Annotated in this window: 18 protein-coding genes; 12 read left to right on the forward strand and 6 right to left on the reverse strand. The window is 72.4% G+C overall.

What is annotated here, in order from left to right; all coding sequences use genetic code 11:
* The first annotated feature begins 113 nt into the window (after positions 1-113).
* Positions 114-764 carry a class F sortase gene (locus tag ACZ516_RS03410; protein WP_358584333.1) on the forward strand — a complete coding sequence of 217 codons (651 nt, stop codon included), beginning with the start codon at positions 114-116 and terminating at the stop codon, positions 762-764.
* Positions 765-830: 66 nt separating this feature from the next.
* On the opposite strand, the gene ACZ516_RS03415 is transcribed toward ACZ516_RS03410, so the two are convergent.
* Positions 831-1,613 (reverse strand): sulfite exporter TauE/SafE family protein, encoded by a 783-nt coding sequence (locus tag ACZ516_RS03415; RefSeq protein ID WP_361080937.1) that lies wholly within the window; start codon positions 1,611-1,613, stop codon positions 831-833.
* Between the two features lie 343 nt (positions 1,614-1,956).
* Between ACZ516_RS03415 and ACZ516_RS03420 the strand changes: the two genes are divergently transcribed.
* The 5 genes from ACZ516_RS03420 (at position 1,957) to ACZ516_RS03440 (ending at position 7,644) form a co-directional block, all read left to right on the forward strand.
* Positions 1,957-3,219 carry an NAD(P)/FAD-dependent oxidoreductase gene (locus ACZ516_RS03420; RefSeq protein WP_361080939.1) on the forward strand — a complete coding sequence of 421 codons (1,263 nt, stop codon included), beginning with the start codon at positions 1,957-1,959 and terminating at the stop codon, positions 3,217-3,219.
* Position 3,220: 1 nt separating this feature from the next.
* Positions 3,221-5,788: a nitrite reductase large subunit NirB gene (nirB, locus tag ACZ516_RS03425; RefSeq protein ID WP_469008256.1), complete on the forward strand. Its 2,568-nt coding sequence runs from the start codon at positions 3,221-3,223 to the stop codon at positions 5,786-5,788.
* On the forward strand, positions 5,785-6,123 hold the full coding sequence (gene nirD / locus ACZ516_RS03430; RefSeq protein WP_358587728.1) for a nitrite reductase small subunit NirD: 339 nt from the start codon (positions 5,785-5,787) through the stop codon (positions 6,121-6,123). Before nirB ends, nirD begins: the two co-directional genes overlap by 4 nt.
* A 69-nt stretch (positions 6,124-6,192) precedes the next feature.
* Positions 6,193-6,777, forward strand: a complete 585-nt coding sequence (locus ACZ516_RS03435; RefSeq protein WP_469008258.1) for a TetR/AcrR family transcriptional regulator — start codon at positions 6,193-6,195, stop codon at positions 6,775-6,777.
* A gap of 87 nt (positions 6,778-6,864) precedes the next feature.
* Positions 6,865-7,644 carry an SDR family NAD(P)-dependent oxidoreductase gene (locus tag ACZ516_RS03440; RefSeq protein WP_469008259.1) on the forward strand — a complete coding sequence of 260 codons (780 nt, stop codon included), beginning with the start codon at positions 6,865-6,867 and terminating at the stop codon, positions 7,642-7,644.
* Positions 7,645-7,671: 27 nt separating this feature from the next.
* On the opposite strand, the gene ACZ516_RS03445 is transcribed toward ACZ516_RS03440, so the two are convergent.
* Positions 7,672-8,136 carry a group III truncated hemoglobin gene (locus ACZ516_RS03445; RefSeq protein ID WP_469008260.1) on the reverse strand — a complete coding sequence of 155 codons (465 nt, stop codon included), beginning with the start codon at positions 8,134-8,136 and terminating at the stop codon, positions 7,672-7,674.
* An 83-nt stretch (positions 8,137-8,219) separates the two neighbouring features.
* Positions 8,220-8,783 (reverse strand): hypothetical protein, encoded by a 564-nt coding sequence (locus ACZ516_RS03450; protein ID WP_469008262.1) that lies wholly within the window; start codon positions 8,781-8,783, stop codon positions 8,220-8,222.
* A 187-nt stretch (positions 8,784-8,970) separates the two neighbouring features.
* Here ACZ516_RS03450 and ACZ516_RS03455 point away from each other — a divergent pair, with 187 nt between their 5' ends.
* The 6 genes from ACZ516_RS03455 (at position 8,971) to ppdK (ending at position 16,980) form a co-directional block, all read left to right on the forward strand.
* On the forward strand, positions 8,971-10,224 hold the full coding sequence (locus ACZ516_RS03455) for an ABC transporter substrate-binding protein (protein WP_469008263.1): 1,254 nt from the start codon (positions 8,971-8,973) through the stop codon (positions 10,222-10,224).
* Complete coding sequence (locus tag ACZ516_RS03460; RefSeq protein ID WP_361080951.1) at positions 10,221-11,159, forward strand: carbohydrate ABC transporter permease; 939 nt, start codon at positions 10,221-10,223, stop codon at positions 11,157-11,159. Before ACZ516_RS03455 ends, ACZ516_RS03460 begins: the two co-directional genes overlap by 4 nt.
* Before the next feature lie 50 nt (positions 11,160-11,209).
* Entirely contained in the window at positions 11,210-12,058 is an 849-nt protein-coding gene (locus tag ACZ516_RS03465; protein ID WP_469008264.1) for a carbohydrate ABC transporter permease, read from the forward strand.
* 127 nt (positions 12,059-12,185) lie between these two features.
* Positions 12,186-12,833, forward strand: a complete 648-nt coding sequence (locus ACZ516_RS03470) for an HD domain-containing protein (RefSeq protein WP_361080952.1) — start codon at positions 12,186-12,188, stop codon at positions 12,831-12,833.
* The gene (locus ACZ516_RS03475; RefSeq protein WP_361080954.1) at positions 12,821-13,900 is read left to right on the forward strand and encodes a GlxA family transcriptional regulator; all 1,080 of its coding nucleotides are present in this window, start codon (positions 12,821-12,823) and stop codon (positions 13,898-13,900) included. The genes ACZ516_RS03470 and ACZ516_RS03475 overlap by 13 nt, the downstream gene beginning before the upstream one ends.
* A gap of 326 nt (positions 13,901-14,226) precedes the next feature.
* A complete protein-coding gene (ppdK, locus tag ACZ516_RS03480) occupies positions 14,227-16,980 on the forward strand; it encodes a pyruvate, phosphate dikinase (protein ID WP_358587713.1) in 2,754 nt (917 codons plus the stop codon).
* Positions 16,981-17,099: 119 nt separating this feature from the next.
* Here the strand turns inward: ppdK and ACZ516_RS03485 are convergent, their stop codons facing one another.
* The 3 genes from ACZ516_RS03485 to dusB form a co-directional block, all read right to left on the reverse strand.
* Positions 17,100-17,261: a hypothetical protein gene (locus ACZ516_RS03485; RefSeq protein ID WP_469008266.1), complete on the reverse strand. Its 162-nt coding sequence runs from the start codon at positions 17,259-17,261 to the stop codon at positions 17,100-17,102.
* Between the two features lie 111 nt (positions 17,262-17,372).
* Positions 17,373-17,585, reverse strand: a complete 213-nt coding sequence (locus ACZ516_RS03490; protein ID WP_469008267.1) for a hypothetical protein — start codon at positions 17,583-17,585, stop codon at positions 17,373-17,375.
* Positions 17,586-18,719 (reverse strand): tRNA dihydrouridine synthase DusB, encoded by a 1,134-nt coding sequence (gene dusB / locus ACZ516_RS03495; protein ID WP_358589028.1) that lies wholly within the window; start codon positions 18,717-18,719, stop codon positions 17,586-17,588.
* Positions 18,720-18,760 lie beyond the last annotated feature (41 nt).

The following is an 18,760-nucleotide window of genomic DNA, read 5'->3' on the forward strand; positions in this document are numbered from 1 at the left end:
ACCCTCCGCTGTCCGACCGGTACCGCCGCCCCCGCCCCCTCCCGGCCCGTGTCCCCTCGTGGGCCGGGAGGGGGACGAGGGTCCGGCCCCACCGACCCCGAGGGGGACGCCGTATGCGCGAGAAGACCGGCAACGCCGTCATAGCGACCGTCAGCCTCGTGGCGCTGTGCTCCGGCGCCTGGCTGCTGAGCAGTGGCACCGCCGCGCACCCACCGCCGCAGCCCTCCACCGCGCAGGCGGCGCAGGCCGCGCAGAGCCCGCGGGCCCCGCGTCCCGACCCGCGCCCCGATCCGGGCACCGCGCCGCTGGCGCCGTCCCCGCCGGACCGCGTGCGGATCCCCGCGATCGGCGTCGACGCGCCCCTGATGGGGCTCAAACTCACCCCGCAGGGCAGCCTGGACGTGCCGCCGCCCGAGCGCGAGAACCTCGCGGGCTGGTACGAGGCGGGCACCACGCCGGGTGAGCGCGGCACCGCGATCGTGGCGGGCCACGTCGACAACAAGGAGGGCCCGGCCGTCTTCTACCAACTGGGCGCGTTGGCCAAGGGCCGCACGATCGAGGTCGAGCGCAGGGACGGCAGCGTCGCCGTCTTCACGGTCCACGCGAACGAGGTGTACGACGCCAAGGACTTCCCCGACGAGAAGGTGTACGGTCCGGCGCCCCGGCCGGAACTGCGGGTGATCACCTGCGGCGGCAAGTACTCGAAGCGGACCGGCTACCAGGGCAACGTGGTGGTCTTCGCCCACCTGACGGCGGTGCGCTGAGCCCGGTCGTCGCCGGGGGCGCCACCCGCGCCTCGGGCTCCCTGACGCCTCGGGCCATCCAGCCCCTCAGGCCACCCACTGCTCGTACGCCATCTTGACGACGAGGCCGAAGACGGTGGTCAGCAGCACGACGCGGACGAACCCGCTGCCCTTCTTCAGCGCGGTGCGCGCGCCCAGCATGCCGCCGGCGAGGTTGAAGAGGGCCATCAGCGCGGCCAGTTGCCACAGGACCACGCCCTGCCAGGCGAACATCGCGAGGGCGCCCGCGTTGGTGCAGCAGTTGACGATCTTGGCGGTGGCCGAGGCGGTGACCAGGTCCAGGTGGAGCACGGCGGTCAGGGCGAGCACGAGGAAGGTGCCGGTGCCCGGGCCGATGAAACCGTCGTAGAAGCCGATGCCGAGGCCCGCGAGGCCGATCGCGGCGAGGATCCGGCGCGGCGAGGCGGGCCCGGTGGCGGGCGCGGTGCCGAAGGCGGGCCGCAGGATCACGAAGGTGCCGACGCCGACGAGCACCACCATGATCACGGGCTTCAGTACGTCGGTGCTCATCCCGGCCGCGAAGAAGGCGCCGGCCATCGACCCGGCGAGCGCGGCGAGGCCGATCCGCACGGCGGTGCGCACGTCGACGGGTGCCTTGCGCGCGTACGTCACCGCCGCGCCCGCCGTGCCGACGATCGCCACGGCCTTGTTGGTGCCGAGCGCGTGCGGGGCGGAGGTGCCGCCCGGCAGACCGAGCAGCAGGGCGGGCAGCAACAGCAGTCCCCCGCCCCCGACCACGGCATCGATCCAGCCGGCCGCGAGCGCGGCGAGACACAGCACGACGACCACGGCCAGCGATATGTCAGGCATGATCGCGACCTTATAACCCCCACGACGCCCCCCCCTACGGCAAGGGCCGAACGCCGCGAGACGGGCAAGCCGTGCCCCTACGGCAAGGGCCAGACGCGGCGAGACGGGCGGGTGGGTGGGAAAAGCCCCTACGGCAAGGGCCAGACGCGGCGAGACGGGCGGGTGGGTGGGAAAGGCCCTTACGGCAAGGGCCCGACGCCGCGAGACGGGCAGGTGCGTGGGAGAACCGCAGCGGCACCCCAGCGCCCCTCACACCGCCCGCGGCCCCCCGCTGAGCGCACCGTTCCCCGAGGGAAACAACCCGGCCCCGACCGGGAAACACCCACCCCGCAGGCTGCGGAACATGACATCCACGGCAGTGGTGATCGGCGCGGGCCTGGCCGGCACCCGCGTAGCGCAGCGCCTCGGCGCCGAGGGCCCCGGGGCCACCGACACCGTACTCATCGGCGAGGAGGACCACGCCCCGTACAACCGCGTCCTGCTGGCGGAGGTCCTCGCGGGCCGGTACGGCGCGGACGTGATCACCCTGCCGACCCCCACGGGCACCGTGCTGCGCACCCGCGCGGTCCGCATCGACCGCGCGGAGCGCCTGGTGCACTGCGAGGACGGCACGGTCGTCCCGTACGGCACCCTGGTCCTCGCGACCGGCTCCAACCCGGTCCTGCCGCCGCTGCGCGGCCTCTTCGCGCCCGGCGCGCGGGAGCTGCCACGCGGTGTGCACGCCTTCCGGACGATGGACGACTGCCTCGCCCTGTCCGCCGCGGTGACGCCCGGCGCCCGGGTCGTGGTCATCGGCGGTGGCCTCCTCGGCGTCTCGGCGGCCCGCGCGCTGGCCCGGCGGGGCGCCCAGGTCGTCCTGACGCAGCAGGCCGAGCGGCTCATGGAGCGCCAGCTCGACCCGGCCTCCTCCGAGCTCGTGCGGGCCCACCTGACGGGCCTGGGCGTCGAGGTGCACACGGAGTGCCGGGTGCGCGGGGTCGGCGTGACCGACGGCGCCGTGCGCCACGTGGAGCTGGCCGACGGCTACGCGCTGGAGGCCGAGCTGACCGTGCTCGCCTGCGGGGTGCGCCCCCGCACCGGTCTGGCGCTGGCCGCCGGACTCGACGTACGCAAGGGCGTCGTCGTGGACGACCGGCTGCGCACGTCCGATCCGCACATCAGGGCCGTCGGGGACTGCGCGGAGCACGCCGGGCGGGTCTACGGCCTGGCGACCCCGTCCCTGGAACAGGCCGACGCGCTGGCCGACACCCTGCTCGGCCGGGCCCGCGCGCCCTACGCCGGCAGCCGCATGCTCACCCGCCTCACCCTGTCCGGCCCGGGCCCCCTGGACCTCGCCGCGTTCGGTGACCCCGAGGCGCTCCCCGACGACGACGTCATCCAGCTCGCCGACGCCACCCGCGGCACCTACCGCAAGGTCGTCGTCCGCGGCGACCGCCTGGTCGGCGGTGTCCTGGTCGGCGATCTCGCCTCGGTGGGCGCGCTGGCCCGCGCCTGGGAGGCGGACGAACCACTGCCCGACGACGACAGCCCCCTGCTCCACCTGCTCACCCATCCCCAAGCTCTCGACTCCGTTCGAGCAGGGCAGACCCCCATCGGAGGCCGCTGACATGCCGAAGCCGAACCCCGCACAGACCCCGCACCGCCCCACGATCGTGCTCGTCGGCCACGGCATGGTCGGCCAGCGCTTCCTGGAGGCCGCCGTCGAGCGCGGTCTGGCGGCGAGCCACCGGATCGTGGTGCTGTGCGAGGAGCCGCGCCCCGCCTACGACCGGGTGCAGCTGACCTCGTACTTCTCGGGCCGCACGCCCGACGAACTCTCCCTCACCGACCGGGAGTTCCTGGACCGGCACGGCATCGAGCTGTACGTCGACGAGCCCGCCGAGCGCTTCGACCGCGCGGCGCGGACCGTCACGGCCCGCTCCGGGCGCGTCTTCCCGTACGACACGCTGGTCCTCGCCACCGGTTCGTACCCCTTCGTGCCGCCCGTGCCCGGCAAGGACGCGACGGGCTGCTTCGTGTACCGCACCATCGAGGACCTCCTGGCGATCGAGGAGTACGCGAAGAAGCACGCGACGACCGGCGCGGTGGTGGGCGGTGGTCTGCTGGGCCTGGAGGCGGCGGGCGCGCTGCGCGGCCTCGGTCTCGCCACGCACGTCGTGGAGTTCGCGCCGCGCCTGATGCCCGTACAGGTCGACGAGGGCGGCGGCGCGGCCCTGCTGCGCACCATCACCGGCATGGGGCTGAGCGTGCACACGGGCACCGGTACGCAGGAGATCGTGACGGGCGAGGACGGCGCCGTGCGCGCCATGAAGCTGTCCGACGGCAGCGAACTGGCCACCGATCTGGTGGTGTTCTCCGCCGGTGTCCGCCCGCGCGACCAGCTCGGCCGCGAACACGGCCTGAGCGTCGGTGAGCGCGGCGGCATCACCGTCGACGCGCAGTGCCGCACCAGCGACCCGGACGTGTACGCGATCGGCGAGTGCGCGCAGGCCGTGGACGGCCGCGTGTACGGCCTGGTCGCGCCCGGCTACGAGATGGCGCAGACGGCCGCCGCCGCCATCGCCGCCGACCGGGAGGCGAGCTTCACCGGCGCCGACCTGTCGACCAAACTGAAGCTCCTCGGCGTGGACGTCGCCTCCTTCGGTGACGCGCACGGCACGGCGGAGGGCTGCCTCGACGTCGTCTACTCCGACTCGCGTTCGGGCACGTACAAGAAGCTGGTGATGGGTCCGGGCGGGGAGCTGCTCGGCGGCATCCTGGTCGGTGACGCGGAGGCGTACGGCCTGCTGCGCCCCCTCACCGGGAGCGTGCCGCCGCTGCCGCCCGAGCAGTTGGTGCTGCCCGAGGGCGCGGGCGCCCCCGTCGCGCTCGGCCCGGAGTCGCTGCCCGGCTCGGCGGTGATCTGCAGCTGCCACAACGTCACCAAGGACGCCATCCAGGCCTGCGCCACGCTGCCCGAGGTCAAGAAGTGCACCAAGGCCGGTACGGGCTGCGGCAGTTGCGTGAAGGTGATCGGGCAGCTGCTGCCCCGGTCCGGCGACCAGGGGCTGTGCGGCTGCTTCACCCAGACCCGCCAGGAGCTGTACGAGATCGTGCGCGTCCTGCGGATCACGTCCTTCCGGGCGCTGCTCGACGGGCACGGCCGGCAGGCGGCGCGCGGCGGCGAGGGCTGCGAGGTGTGCAAGCCGACGGTCGGCTCCATCATCGCCTCGCTGGCCCCGACGATCGGCGCCGAGGGCTACGTCCTGGACGGTGAGCAGGCCGCGCTGCAGGACACCAACGACCACTTCCTCGCCAACCTCCAGAAGAACGGCTCCTATTCGGTGGTGCCCCGCATCCCCGGCGGCGAGATCACCCCGGACAAGCTCATCGTCATCGGCGAGGTGGCACGGGACTTCGGCCTCTACACGAAGATCACCGGCGGTCAGCGCATCGACCTGTTCGGGGCGCGCGTCGAGCAGCTGCCGATGATCTGGACCCGGCTGGTGGACGCCGGTTTCGAGTCCGGGCACGCGTACGGCAAGGCGCTGCGCACGGTGAAGTCCTGCGTCGGGCAGACCTGGTGCCGCTACGGCGTGCAGGACTCCGTGCGCATGGCCATCGATCTGGAGCTGCGCTACCGCGGGCTGCGCGCCCCGCACAAGCTGAAGTCGGCGGTGTCCGGCTGCGCCCGCGAGTGCGCCGAGGCCCAGTCGAAGGACTTCGGCGTGATCGCCACGGCGAGCGGCTGGAACCTGTACGTCGGCGGCAACGGCGGCGCCACCCCGCGCCACGCCGATCTGCTCGCGCAGGACCTGGACGACGCCGGCCTGGTCCAACTCATCGACCGGTTCCTGATGTTCTACATCCGCACCGCCGACCGTCTGGAGCGCACCGCCGCCTGGCTGGAACGGATCGACGGCGGCCTGGACCACGTGCGGGACGTGGTCGTCCACGACTCGCTGGGCATCTGCGCCGAACTGGAGGCGCTGATGGCCGACCACGTCACGCACTACCGCGACGAGTGGGCCGAGACCCTGGACGACCCGGAGCGCCTGGCGCGCTTCGTGTCCTTCGTGAACGCGCCGGGTGTACCGGACCCGACGGTCGGCTTCGTCCCGGAGCGCGACCAGATCAAGCCGGACCTGCCCCTGCTCTCCCTCAGCCCCCGGCCCCTGGAAGGAGCCTCCCGATGAGTACGACGCCCACCCGTGTCCAACTGCGCCTGGCGGACGACTGGTTCGAGGTCTGCGAGCGCGCCCGGCTGACGCCGGGGCGGGGCCTGGCCGCCCTGCTGCCCGACGGCCGGCAGGCCGCGCTCTTCCTCGACCGCGAGGGCCGGGCGTACGCGATCGACAACCGCGACCCGTTCACGGGCGCCGCGGTGCTCTCCCGGGGGCTGCTCGGCTCGCGGGGCGGGCGGCCGTTCGTCGCCTCGCCGCTCCTGAAGCAGCGGTTCGACCTGGAGACGGGGCGGTGCCTGGACGACGACGAGGTGGCGGTGGCCGTGCACCCCGTGCGCATCGCCTGACCTCACCCGGCCTCGCGCGCCCCCCAAGGTACTTGACCGACCGTTCCAGAAAAACGTAGAGTCACCGTCGTGGCCAGGACCAAGGAATTCGATCCGGACGCCGCGTTGCAGTCGGCCCTGGAGCTGTTCTGGCGGCGCGGCTACGAGGCGACGTCGATGGCGGATCTCGTCGAGGCGCTCGGCATCGGGCGCGCCAGCATCTACGCGACCTTCGGCAACAAGCACGCGTTGTACCTGAAGGCCCTGGAGCGGTACGCCGAGATCCAGAACCCGCGCCTGCTGGCCACGCTCTCCCGGCCGGGCCCGGCACTGCCCGCGGTGCGCGAGGTCGTACGCCGCTTCGGCGGCGAGGCCGCCTCCGAGGAGGACCGCCGCAGCGGCTGCTTCGTCACCAACACCGCGGCCGAACTGGGCCCGCACGACGAGGCGGCCCTGCGCCGCGTGGAGCGCAGCTGGGAGCACATCGAGACCCTGCTGCACTCCGCGCTCGTGCGCGCCCAGGCCCAGGGGGAGCTGGCGGCGGACCGCGATCCGCGGGCGCTCGCCCGCCTGCTGCTCGTCCTGATGCAGGGCCTGCGCGTCGTCGGCAAGGCGTCCGCGGACCCGGCGCGGGTGCGGGACGCGGTGGAGCAGGCGCTGACCCTGCTCGACTGACCCGCCCGCCCCGTTTGCCCACCGTTCGTCTTCTGCTGTTTTTTGCTGCCCTCATTCTGAACCGATCGGTCAAGAAAAGAGACTGTCATGACGGCCTTCGCCGCCCGCACCCGTTTCACCGGCCGCACCGCCCTCGTCACCGGAGCCGGCTCCGGCCTCGGCCGCGCCATCGCCCGCGCCTTCGCCACCGAGGGGGCGAACGTGGTGGTGGCCGGGCGCACCGAGGCGCCCCTGAAGGAGACCGCGGCCCTCATCGAGGCCGCCGGCGGCACGGCGCTCGCCGTCACCGCCGACGTCTCCCGCTCGGCCGACCTCGCCGCGCTGGTCACCGCGGCCGTGGACCGCTTCGGCTCCTTGGACGTGGCCGTCAACAACGCGGGCGTCCTGCGCGCCGGGCAGCCGGTCGCGGAACTGCCCGAGGAGGACTGGCGCACGATGCTCGACATCAACGTCACGGGTGTCCTGCTCGCCCTCCAGGCGGAGGTCAAGCAGATGCGCACGCAGCCCGCGGGCGGCGCGATCGTCAACATCGGCTCGACCCTGGGCGCCCACACCAGCGCCCCCGGCACCGCCGCCTACGGCGCGACCAAGGCGGCCGTCTCCGCGCTGAGCCGCGCGGCGGCCGCCGAACACATCCGGGACGGGGTCCGCATCAACACCGTCAGCCCCGGTGCCGCCGACACCTCCATGTCGTTCCGCCCCGGCGAGAAGGAGGCCGACCGGGCGGCGCGCATGAAGGAGCAGACCCCGCTCGGCCGGGTCTCCACCACCGAGGAGGTCGCCGCCGCCGTGCTGTACCTGGCCTCGGACGAGTCGGGCTCGGTGGTCGGCGCCGACCTCCTCGTCGACGGGGGCGCGGCCGCGTAGCGCAGGCGCCCTCGCAGGCGTACGGCCCTACGCCGCCCCCCGCAGTCGTACCGCCGCCAAGGGGATGAAGCCCGGGCCCTCGCCGGCCGTGGGGGTCTCCTGGCCTGCCAGGCGTCGCAGCAGGGCGAGGGCGATCCGCTCCCCGTGGGCCTTCGCGCGGTCCGCGTGTGGGCCGTGGTGCAGGCCGTCGACCGTGGCGTGCCAGAGCTGGACCCAGCGCCCGGCGTGCTGGGCGGTCAGGGGGCGCACGGCGTGCAGTGCGGCGTGCGGCGCGAAGGCGTCGCGCCGGTAGTCGGCGGTGCGCCAGAGCGCGCGCTCCCAGAAGTCGGTGATGTGCGGCAGATGGGCGCCGAGGTCGGTCCCGGCGATCTCGGTGAAGAACGGGCCGATCAGCGGGTCGGCGAACGCGGCCGCGTAGAAGCGGCGGAGCAGCACGTCGAGGTCGGCGCGGGTGGTGATGTCCTCACCGCCCGCTCGGATGTCGCGGTCCATGCCCCCAGTGTCCCCTCTCCCTCCGGGGTTCCCCAGGGGCGAAGGTCACCGGGAGGCGCGCGCCGGGGCGCGGGCGCCTGCGGCTACCGCAGGTCCGACGCCTCGAACACGCCCCGCGCCGCCGCCGCGTCGACGCGTGCCGCGAGCCGCCGCAGTTCGGCGCAGCCCGTCCTGAGCAACCCCGCCTCGCGCGCGTGGCGGGCCCCGACCTCCAGGCGGTGCAGCAGCAGCGGGTTGTCGACCAGGACGCGCGGGTCCAGTTCGACGCGGTTGCCGAGCGAGTCGCACAGGACCAGCCGCGCGGCGACGCCCTCGCTGTAGCGCACGGCGGTCAGCAGTCCGGTGCACACGTGCCCGCCGCGCCACAGCCCCCGTACGGCGAGCCAGCCGGGGCCCGCCGTCACCCGCACGGGGTGCAGCACCGCGTACAGCAGGGCGGACAGGCCCGCCCACAGGGCGGTTCCGGCCATGCCGGGCGTGCCGCCGAGGAGGTCGAGGAGGACCAGGAGCACGAAGAGCGCCGACGCGCTGAGGGCGGCGGTGCGCACGTGCGCCGGCCGGGTCCGGTCGGTCGCGATGTCCGGAGTCGCCCGCCTGGTCCCGCCGCTTCGCGGTGCCGTGTCCCGCGTTGTCCTGTCATGCCCCATGTGCGACACGGTAGAACGGCGGCGCGGCCCGTGGCGACCGCCTTGACGCGGCGCATACACCCGCGCGGCCCGCCTTGACGGAACGCTGACACTCGGCCGCAACACCTCTGTCGTAATCCCCGCGCATGGTTGATCGTTGGGCCCGACACGTACAGGAGCCACGACAGCACGCAGGGGGACGATCAGGATGACCATCAGCCGCAGGGCACTGCTCGGGACCGGCGCGGCGCTCGGACTGCTCACCGCGTGCGGGTCCAACACCGGGCGCGAGGGAGGTTCGGGCGGCAAGGGACCGCGCCTCGCGCAGTGGTACCACCAGTACGGCGAGCCGGGCACCGAACAGGCCGTGAAACGGTACGCCGCCGCGTACCGCAAGGCGGACGTGCGCGTGCAGTGGCGGCCCGGCAACTACGACGAGCAGACGGCCGCCGCCCTGCTGACCGACTCCGGCCCCGACGTCTTCGAGGTCAACGGCCCCTCCCTGGACCAGATCCAGGGCAGCCAGGTCGTCGACCTCACGGACCTCTTCGACGGTGTGCGGGACGACTTCAACCCGGTGGCGCTCGCCCCGAAGACGTACGACGGGAAGATCTGGGCGATCCCCCAGGTCCTCGACACACACCTGCTCTACTACCGCAAGAGCCTGCTGGCCGACGCGGGCGTGCGAGCGCCCCGGAGCATGGACGAGCTGGTCGACGCGGCGAAGGCGCTGACCACGAAGAAGGTGAAGGGCCTCTTCCTCGGCAACGACGGCGGCGCGGGCGCCCTCGGCATGACCCCGCTGTACGCGGCGGGCCTCTCCTCCGTCACCGAGGACGGCGAGGTCGGCTTCGACGACCCGGCCGCCGCCCGGGTCCTCGGCAAACTGCGCCAGCTGTACGCCGACAAGTCGCTGCTCCTCGGCGCGCCCGCCGACTGGTCGGACCCCTCGGCGTTCACCCAGGAGCTGACCGCCATGCAGTGGTGCGGCCTGTGGGCGCTGCCCGCCGTGCGCGAGAAGCTGGGCGACGACTTCGGCGTCCTCCCGCTGCCCGCCGACGGGCCGCACGGGAGGCCCGCGCTGCCGGTCGGGGCGTACGGCGCGGCGGTGAGCGCCCGCAGCGGCCACAAGAAGGAGGCGAAGGACTTCCTCAAGTGGCTGTGGATCGACGGGACGCGCCACCAGGAGGACTTCGCGCTCTCCTACGGCTTCCACATCCCGGCCCGGCTCTCCCTGGCGAAGAAGGCCGACAAGCTGACGAAGGGCCCGGCGGCGGACGCCGTGCGCCACGCCACCGAGCACGGCTACGCCGAGCCGCTGCTGTGGACGCCCGCCAGCCGCACCGCCTACCAGGACGCGCTGAGCCGCGTCATCAAGTCCGGCGCGAATCCGGAGAGCGAGCTGAGGTCCGTGGTGCGCGAGGTGCGGGCGGAGCTGGCCCGGGTGAAGAAGAAGTCATGAGGGGCGCGGCACCGGCACGCCGGCCGCTGGGCAGCCAGAACCGCACGCTCTGGTTCTGGGTGTTCGTCGGCCCCTTCGCCCTCGGCCTGGTCCTGTTCACGTACGTACCGCTCGCCTGGAGCGTCTACCTCAGCTTCTTCGACGCCCACAACACCGTCTCGCCCACGGACTTCGTGGGCCTCGACAACTACGCGTCGATGCTGCGGAACGACGCGTTCACCGACAGTCTCGCCACCTTCGCGCTGTTCTCGGCGTTCATCGTGCCGACGACGTTCGTCCTGTCGCTCGCCCTGGCCCTGATGGTGAACCGCACGCGCCGGGCGCAGGCGTTCTTCCGGTCGGTGTTCTTCCTGCCCGCCGCGTGCAGCTATGTCGTGGCGGCGCTGATCTGGAAGCTGTCGATCTTCAACGGGGTGCGGTTCGGGCTCGCCAACACCGTCCTCGGCTGGTTCGGCGCCGAGCAGGTCGCCTGGCTGTCGACGACCGAACCGCCCTGGTACTGGCTGGTCATCGTCACCGTGCGGCTCTGGCTCCAGGCGGGCTTCTACATGATCCTCTTCCTGGCGGGCCTCCAGCGGATCCCGCCCGCCCTCTACGAGGCGGCGGCGGTGGACGGGGCGCGGCCCGGCTGGCAGGTGCTCCGCCACATCACGCTCCCGCAGCTGCGCGCCACCTCCGTGGCGGTGACGCTGCTCCTGGTGATCAACGCCTTCCAGGCCTTCGACGAGTTCTACAACCTGCTCTCGGACTCCCGCGGCTATCCGCCCTACGCCCGTCCGCCGCTCGTCTACCTCTACTACACGGCGCTCGGGCAGGGGCAGAACCTCGGGCTCGGCAGCGCGGGCGCGGTGATCCTCGCGCTGATCATCGCGGTGGTGACTGTCGGCCAGGCACGCTGGTTCGGCCTGAGCGGGAAGGAGGAGCGAGGACGGTGACCGCTCCCGTGAAACGGCCCACGGGTCCCGCGCAAGGGCCCACCGCTCCCGTGCGACGGCCCACGGAGGACGCCCTGGTCCGGGCGGGCCGCGCGCTGCGGCTGGTGACGCTGATCGCGCTCGCCCTGCTGTTCCTGATCCCCTTCTACCTCCTCGTGCGCAACGGCCTCGCGTCCGAGGACGACATCACCTCCCCCGACTGGACGTTCTTCCCCGCGACCCTGCACTGGTCGAACCTGTCGGAGCTGTTCGCGGACCCGACGGTGCCGATGGCGCGCGCCCTGCTCAACTCGGCGCTGATCGCGGTCGTGACCACCCTCGCCACCCTGGTCCTGGCCTCGCTCGCCGGGTACGGCCTGGCCCGCATCCCCTACCGGCACGCCGACCGCGTCTTCTACGCGATCCTCGGCACGATGATGGTCCCGGCGGCCGTCACCTTCGTGCCGAGCTTCGTGCTCGTGTCGTCGCTCGGCTGGGTGTCGACCCTGCGCGGCCTGATCGTCCCGACGCTCTTCTCGGCCTTCGCGTGCTTCGTCTTCCGCCAGTACTTCCTCGGCTTCCCGAGGGAGCTGGAGGACGCGGCCCGGGTCGACGGCCTCGGGTACTGGCGTACGTACTGGCGCGTGATCGTCCCCAACTCCCGGCCCGCCTTCGCGGCCGTCGGCACCATCGTGTTCATCGGCGCGTGGAACTCCTTCCTGTGGCCGCTGGTGATCGGCCAGGACCGCGAGGCGTGGACGGTCCAGGTCGCCCTGGCCACCTTCACCACGTCCCAGGTCATCCGCCTGCACGAGCTGTTCGTCGCGGCGGCCGTCTCGATCGTGCCGCTGCTGGTGGTCTTCCTCCTCTTCCAGCGGTGGATCGTGGCGGGGGTGGAGCGGTCGGGGATCGACGACTAGGGACGGCCCGCGTGTCCGTATCTGTGGGACATGTGGCCCCACGGCCATGGCGCGGTGATCCGGCGGCGCGGAGACTTGAGGCCACCGCAGCGGCGGACAGTCGACCCGAAGGACCAGGTGACAGGCGATGACGGACAAGATCTCCGCCCCGGCAGGGGTGCGCGTGCCGGACTCAGCGCTCGCGCGGGAAGCGACCGAGCTGGTGCGGGACAGCACCTCTGACCTGATCTACGACCACTCGCGCCGCGTGTACTTCTTCGGCAGCCTCCAGGGGCGCGAGCGGGGCCTCGACCACGACCCCGAACTGCTCTACGTGGCGGCGATGTTCCACGACCTGGGCCTGGGCGAGCCCTTCCACGACAGCGGGCGGCGCTTCGAGGTGGACGGCGCCGACGAGGCGCGCCGCTTCCTGCGGGCGCGCCAGGTGCCCGAGGAGGGCGTCCGGCGGGTGTGGACCGCCATCGCCCTGCACACCACGCCGGGCATCCCCGAGTTCATGGAGCCGGAGGTGGCGCTGGTGACGGCCGGTGTGGAGTACGACGTCCTCGGCATCGGCTACCACGATCTGGCGCCCGAGGACCGCGCCGCGGTGGTCGCCCTGCACCCGCGCCCCGACTTCAAGCGGCGCATCCTCGGGGCCTTCACCGACGGGGTCCGGCCCAAGCCGGACACGACGTTCGGCAACGTCAAGGCGGATGTCCTCGCGCACTACGTGCCGGGCTTCGAGCGAGGGGACTTCGTGCGCGCGATCCTGGACTCCCCGTGGGCGGAGTAGCGGCCGAGGGCCCGGCGGGCCGGGTCGTCGCGGTGGTCGCCTTCGACGGGGTGCAGCTGCTGGACGTCACCGGTCCGGTGGAGGTCTTCACGACGGCCAACGCCTTCGGCGGCGACTACGACGTACGCGTCGTCTCCGCGACCGGCGGGGACGCGCGCACCTCGGCGGGGGTGCGTGTCGGCGTCGACGGGACCTCGGCGGGCCTGCCCGCGCGGCTGGACACGGTCGTCGTCCCCGGCCGCCCCGACTGGCGGCGGGCCGTCGGTGACCCGGACCTGCTCGCCCTGGTCGGCGAACTCTCCGGGCGCGCGCGCCGGATCGCCTCGGTGTGCGCCGGGGCCTTCGTCCTGGCCCAGACCGGCGTCCTGGACGGGCGGCGGGCGGCGACGCACTGGCGGCTGGCCGGGCAGCTCGCGGCCGCCTACCCCCGGGTGCGGGTGGCGGCGGACCCGGTCTTCGTCCGGGACGGCGACGTCATCACCTCCGCCGGTGTCACCGCGGGCATCGATCTCGCCCTGGCCCTGGTCGAGGAGGACCACGGCGCGGGGCTCGCCCGGGAGGTGGCCCGCGAGCTGGTCGTCTTCATGGCCCGCCCCGGCGGGCAGTCCCAGTTCAGCGCGCGCCTGACCCCGCGGGAGGCCGGGCACCCCGTGGTGCGGCGGGCCATGGACGGCATCGGAGCCGACCCGGCGGCCCCGCACAGCCTGGCGTCCCTGGCCCGGCAGCTCGGCGTCAGCGCCCGCCACCTGGGCCGGCTGTTTCGCGCCGAGACCGGGATGACGCCGGGCCGCTACCTGGAATCCGTACGCCTGGAGGCCGCCCGCGCCCTGCTGGAAGCGGGGAACGACTCCGTGGAGGCGGTGGCCAGGGAGTCCGGCCTCGGCTCCGCGGAGACCCTGCGCCGCGTGTTCCAGCAGACGCTCGGCGTCACCCCGACCGCCTACCGCGCCCGTTTTCGCACGACCGGGGCCACCGGGGCGCTCGCGGCCGGCGCGGGCGCGTCCCGTCAGGGCGTCCGGATGTCGATATCGGGTCGCCCCGAGCAGCGTGATTCTCGCCACGCCTGAACGATCTTACGCTCAGATGAGCGATTGCGGGGCGGCTGCACTTCTCCAAGGGGTGGCACTCAGTGCCAATGCTCGATCATTCACGACGTGAACTCACATCTGAGAACTTCCCGCTCGTTTGAGCGTTTAGCAGGGTCTACGGGGGTAGTCACTTCAAGACTTGAATACAACCTTCTCCCTCTCCCTACCGCTGAGTCACTTTCGATCTAGCGGCGGACGGGTGGTTACGGCCGCATGACGCGCAAGTGGACGTACCCAGACGCCTTCGATCTGGGTATGTTCCTCGCCGTCAGGGCAGCCACCGAGTCCTCGAGGAGTCGAGACCCGTGTCGGAAAACAAAGATCTCCACGTAGCTCACACGAGTGAGACGACCGAGGCGACCGAAGCGGTGAAGTTCGTCTACGACTTCACCGAGGGCAACAAGGACCTCAAGGACCTTCTCGGCGGCAAGGGTGCGAACCTCGCCGAGATGACCAACCTCGGGCTGCCCGTCCCCCCGGGCTTCACCATCACCACCGAGGCGTGCAAGACGTACCTCGACAGCGGCGAGGAGCCCACCGAGCTGCGCGACGAGGTCAGCGCGCACCTCGACGCCCTGGAGCACAAGATGGGCAAGAAGCTGGGTCAGGCCGACGACCCGCTGCTCGTCTCCGTCCGCTCGGGCGCCAAGTTCTCCATGCCCGGCATGATGGACACGGTCCTGAACATCGGGCTCTCCGACAAGTCCGTGACCGGGCTCGCCAAGCAGTCCGGCGACGAGCGCTTCGCGTGGGACTCCTACCGCCGGCTCATCCAGATGTTCGGCAAGACCGTCCTCGGCGTCGACGGCGACCTCTTCGAGGACGCGCTGGAGAAGGCCAAGGAGGCCAAGAAGGTCACGGTCGACACGGACCTGGAGGCCGGCGACCTCAAGAAGCTGGTCACCAAGTTCAAGAAGATCGTCAAGACGGAGGCCGGGCGGGACTTCCCGCAGGACCCGCGCGAGCAGATGGACCTCGCGATCCGTTCCGTCTTCGAGTCCTGGAACACCGACCGCGCCAAGCTCTACCGCCGCCAGGAGCGCATCCCGCACGACCTCGGCACGGCCGTCAACGTCTGCTCGATGGTCTTCGGCAACCTCGGCCCCGACTCCGGCACCGGCGTCGCCTTCACCCGCGACCCGGCCAGCGGCCACCAGGGCGTCTACGGCGACTACCTCCAGAACGCGCAGGGCGAGGACGTCGTCGCGGGCATCCGCAACACCGTGCCGCTCGCCGATCTGGAGCAGATCGACAAGAAGTCGTACGACCAGCTCATGCAGATCATGGAGACCCTCGAGACGCACTACAAGGACCTGTGCGACATCGAGTTCACCATCGAGCGCGGCCAGCTGTGGATGCTCCAGACCCGCGTCGGCAAGCGCACCGCCGGTGCCGCGTTCCGCATCGCCACGCAGCTCGTGGACCAGGGCCTGATCGACGAGGCCGAGGCGCTCCAGCGCGTCAACGGCGCCCAGCTCGCCCAGCTGATGTTCCCCCGCTTCGACGAGAGCGCCAAGGTCGAGCAGCTCGGCCGGGGCATCGCCGCGTCACCGGGTGCCGCCGTCGGCAAGGCCGTCTTCGACTCGTACACCGCGATCAAGTGGTCGCGGTCGGGCGAGAAGGTCATTCTGATCCGCCGCGAGACCAACCCCGACGACCTCGACGGCATGATCGCCGCCGAGGGCATCCTGACCTCGCGCGGCGGCAAGACCTCGCACGCCGCCGTCGTGGCGCGCGGCATGGGCAAGACCTGTGTCTGCGGCGCCGAGGAGCTGGAGGTCGACACCAAGCGGCGCCGGATGACGGTCGGCTCCACCGTGGTCGAGGAGGGCGACGTCGTCTCCATCGACGGCTCGACCGGCAAGGTCTACCTCGGCGAGGTACCCGTGGTGCCCTCCCCCGTCGTGGAGTACTTCGAGGGCCGCATGCACGCGGGCGCCGACGACGCCGACGAGCTGGTGGCCGCCGTGCACCGGATCATGGCGTACGCGGACCGGGTGCGGCGCCTGCGGGTGCGCGCCAACGCCGACAACGCCGAGGACGCGCTGCGCGCCCGCCGCTTCGGCGCGCAGGGCATCGGGCTGTGCCGCACCGAGCACATGTTCCTCGGCGAGCGCCGCGAGCTGGTCGAGCGGCTGATCCTGGCCGACGCCGACGACGAGCGCGAGGAGGCCCTCAAGGGGCTGCTGCCGCTGCAGAAGCGGGACTTCGTGGAGCTGTTCGAGGCGATGGACGGCCTGCCCGTCACCATCCGCCTGCTCGACCCGCCGCTGCACGAGTTCCTGCCCGACATCACCGAGCTGTCGGTGCGCGTCGCCCTCGCCGAGTCCCGCAAGGACTCCAACGAGAACGACCTGCGCCTGCTCCAGGCGGTGCACCGCCTGCACGAACAGAACCCGATGCTCGGCCTGCGCGGTGTGCGCCTCGGCCTGGTCATCCCGGGCCTGTTCACCATGCAGGTGCGGGCCATCGCGGAGGCGGCCGCCGAGCGCAAGAACGCCAAGGGCGACCCGCGTGCGGAGATCATGATTCCGCTGGTCGGCACGGTCCAGGAGCTGGAGATCGTCCGCGAGGAGGCCGAGCAGGTCATCGCGGAGGTCGTCGAGTCCACCGGCGTCGAGCTGAAGCTGGCGCTCGGCACGATGATCGAGCTGCCGCGCGCCGCGCTGACCGCCGGCCAGCTCGCGGAGGCCGCCGAGTTCTTCTCCTTCGGCACGAACGACCTCACGCAGACCGTGTGGGGCTTCTCCCGTGACGACGTGGAGGCGAGCTTCTTCACCGCGTACCTGGAGAAGGGCATCTTCGGCGTCTCGCCGTTCGAGACCATCGACAAGGACGGCGTCGGCAAGCTGGTCAAGGACGCGGTCAAGGCGGGCCGCGAGACCCGCCCCGATCTGAAGCTCGGCGTCTGCGGCGAGCACGGCGGCGACCCGGAGTCCGTGCACTTCTTCCACGAGGTGGGCCTGGACTACGTCTCCTGCTCACCGTTCCGCATCCCGGTGGCCCGGCTCGAAGCGGGCCGCGCGGCCTCGCACTCGACGGGCAGCGACCACCGGTAGAGCCCCGGGACCGCCGCCGTGTCCCCGACCCTCAGTACCGATGCGGCGGCGGCCCCGGCCCACGACGAAGAGGCGACACCCTGTGCGGGGGTGCCGCCTCTTCGGGCATTCGGGCGTGGTCAGCGGGGACGGCGGCCGGCTCGGTTCTTCGCGATGTTCCGGGTCTTCTTGGTGCGGGCCGACCCGGCGACCACGGCGAGCACCGCCGGCGACGTCGACCACTCGGCGAGATGGCGCTGCATCCAGTCCGTGACCTGCGCCAACTCGGCCGCCGTCGGCACGTGGCCGTCCTCGACGGCCAGGTGGAACAGCCAGTCCTGGACGCGCCGGAGGATGAACTCGCGGTACGCCTGCGTCCTGAGCCGGTCGATCTCCGGCAGCAGCTCGTCCGCTCACCGCCGGAACTCGGCGGGACCGGTCGCCTTCCTCGCGATCTCGTCCACGAGGGCGACCACCGCCGTCTTCGCCCCCATCTCGTTGGGGTCGCGCAGGATCGCGGCCACGATGGCGCGGTCCCGGTCGCGGCTCTGCGAGGCGGCGGTCACCGAGACGACGCGCAGGTACGCGGACGTCCGGGCGTGGTCGTCGGCGACGGCGTCGTCCACTCAGCCGCCCGAGGTGTCCAGTTCCGCGTCCTCGCCGACGCCCGCGCAGTCGTAGGGGTCCTTCAGCCAGCCGTCGGGCAGGACCACGCGGTTGTTGCCCGAGGTGCGGCCGCGGGGGCCGTCCGCGCCCGTGGGCCACGGCTGGTCGAGGTCCAGCTCGCCGAGGCCGTCCTCCAGCTCGGCGAGCGAGGAGGTGATCGCGAGGCGCTTGCGCATCTCCGAGCCGACCGCGAAGCCCTTCAGGTACCAGGCGACGTGCTTGCGGAAGTCGATGACGCCGCGCGACTCGTCGCCGATCCACTCGCCGAGCAGCGTCGCGTGGCGGAGCATGACCCGGGAGACCTCGCGCAGGGTCGGCGCCTGCGGGGCGCCCGTGCCCTCGAAGGCGGCCACCAGGTCGCCGAAGAGCCAGGGCCGGCCGAGGCAGCCGCGGCCCACGACGACGCCGTCGCAGCCCGTCTCGTCCATCATCCGGATCGCGTCCGCCGCCGACCAGATGTCGCCGTTGCCGAGCACCGGGATCTCGGGCACGTGCTCCTTGAGGCGGGCGATGGCGTCCCAGTCGGCCGTGCCGCCGTAGTGCTGGGCGGCCGTGCGGCCGTGCAGCGCGATGGCGGTGACGCCCTCCTCGACGGCGATGCGGCCCGCGTCCAGGAAGGTGATGTGGTCGTCGTCGATGCCCTTGCGCATCTTCATCGTCACGGGCAGGTCGCCCGCGCCGGCGACCGCCTCCTTCAGGATGGCGCGCAGCAGGTTGCGCTTGTACGGCAGCGCGGAGCCACCGCCCTTGCGGGTCACCTTGGGGACGGGGCAGCCGAAGTTCAGGTCGATGTGGTCGGCCAGGTCCTCTTCCGCGATCATGCGGACGGCCTTGCCGACGGTCGCCGGGTCGACGCCGTACAGCTGGATCGAGCGCGGCTTCTCCGTCGCGTCGAAGTGGATCAGCTGCATCGTCTTCTCGTTGCGCTCCACCAGGGCGCGCGTGGTGATCATCTCGCTGACGAAGAGGCCCTTGCCGCCGGAGAACTCCCGGCACAGCGTCCTGAACGGCGCGTTCGTGATGCCCGCCATGGGGGCGAGCACGACGGGCGGCTGTACGGTGTGCGGGCCGATCGTGAGGGGCTGGGACGGCATGGGTGCTCTCCGGGACGGACGACGGGACCCTCTATTGTCCC

The organism is Streptomyces sp. NPDC034037, assembly GCF_055575715.1.